The sequence below is a fragment of the Clostridium acetireducens DSM 10703 genome (assembly GCF_001758365.1).
GTDB classification, from domain to species: Bacteria; Bacillota; Clostridia; order Clostridiales; family Clostridiaceae; genus Clostridium_C; species Clostridium_C acetireducens.
This window is the reverse complement of record NZ_LZFO01000075.1, coordinates 1-1547: the sequence shown is the minus strand read 5'-3', so window position 1 is coordinate 1547 and position 1547 is coordinate 1. Positions and strand designations below refer to the sequence as shown.

Here is a 1547-nt window from a genome sequence, read left to right as displayed (position 1 = left end):
GGCCGATTAGGCTGCCGGATTATTGGAGTTTTCAAGATACATTTTATGATGAATTTTTGGTAAACGCTGCTCGTATTCTTTTTGATCACGTAGAACAGCAAAAATATAGTTAACAAGTTTATGCATAATAGCTACTAAGGCGACCTTCTTCTTTTTACCGTTTAGGTTGTTTTTATAGTAGTCTAGTAAGATTTTATTGATGGCTTCGCCAGTGCGTTTAGTTCTTATAGAAGCTAATGCTATTGCATATAAAGCTCTACGTCCAAAACGAGTACCTCTTTTAGATATTTTGTCTTTATCACTTTTAAACTTACCAGATTCATTAACAGAAGGATCAACACCAAAATATGCAACTAATTGTTTAGGTTTTAAGAAACCTTGAAAATCTCCGATTTCAGTTAGTATAGTTACAGCTGAAATAAAACCAACTCCAGGTATGGACATCAATAATAAGATATTTTGTTTAAATTTTGAAGAAACATCATTGCTATATAAGACATTTTCTATTTCTTTTAATATTAGTTCTATTTGTTTATTAAAGTTTTCAATAGTTCCAATATTAATGATTATTTTTGTTGATAATCCAATGGATGATATAGCAATGTCTTTAGCATTAGAAGCAGCTTTAATTAATTTATCATAAGTGTTGTTACACCAAATCAAATTCTTTTTAGATGACTCTCTAAGAATTTTTACAATATCTTCTCTAGGAGCATCAAGAATAGATTGAGGTGTTTGGTAACACTTAAGAATAGCAATTGAAGTTGTTCCAGTTATATTAGAAAATACACTATTATATCCTGGAAATACTACACGCAAGTCAGCAGATAACTTTTTCTTGAATATTGATCTTGTATCAACAAGTTTATAGTAATCTCGGCATAAAGATTTTAAAGTAAAAATAGAAACATCAAAGTAGCTAGAAGCTTTAATATTTTCAAATTTACCTATTTTAGCTATAGCTAAGGCGTCTTTTTTATCATTTTTCACTTTTCTTATGTCTTTATTTTTGTTAGAATTAGTAACTAGAGGATTAATAACATATGCCTCTAAGTTTTTGGTTTTAAGAAAGTGGAAAAGAGATAAGTGGTACACGCCAGTGGACTCCATGAAAATGCCTGTTTTCATGTTAAACTCTTTTTCCACTTTCTTTATTTCTTTAACTAAGTGGTTAAAGCCGTCCACATTATGATAAATCTTAAATGCCTTCCTATAAATATCACCGTTAGGTGCAAGAATAGCAACCATAGAAAAATCTGCTGAAACATCAATACCTACTGTTGGATTATAAAAAAATCTAGACATAATTAATATCTCCTTTATTTTAGTTATTTTGAGATAGAATAGAGTATCCACTTCTATCAATGAGCCTATATCCTCGTTTGTGACACGGGTAATTCCAGTGGTAACACCCTACGGGAAACCCAACCAGCTAAACCATAGAAATCTCACTGATGGAATGATACGCTTATTTACGGGTATAATCTCTACCGAGATGCCCTGGAGGAATCCATCTAACCTCTATTCAGGAGATATTATACAATGAT

The 1547-nt window shown here is 31.2% G+C and carries 1 protein-coding gene; it reads right to left on the bottom strand.

The window, feature by feature from the left end:
* Positions 1-6: 6 nt before the first annotated feature.
* Positions 7-1305: an IS110 family RNA-guided transposase gene (locus CLOACE_RS11580; RefSeq protein ID WP_070111393.1), complete on the bottom strand. Its 1299-nt coding sequence runs from the start codon at positions 1303-1305 to the stop codon at positions 7-9.
* Positions 1306-1547: the final 242 nt, after the last annotated feature.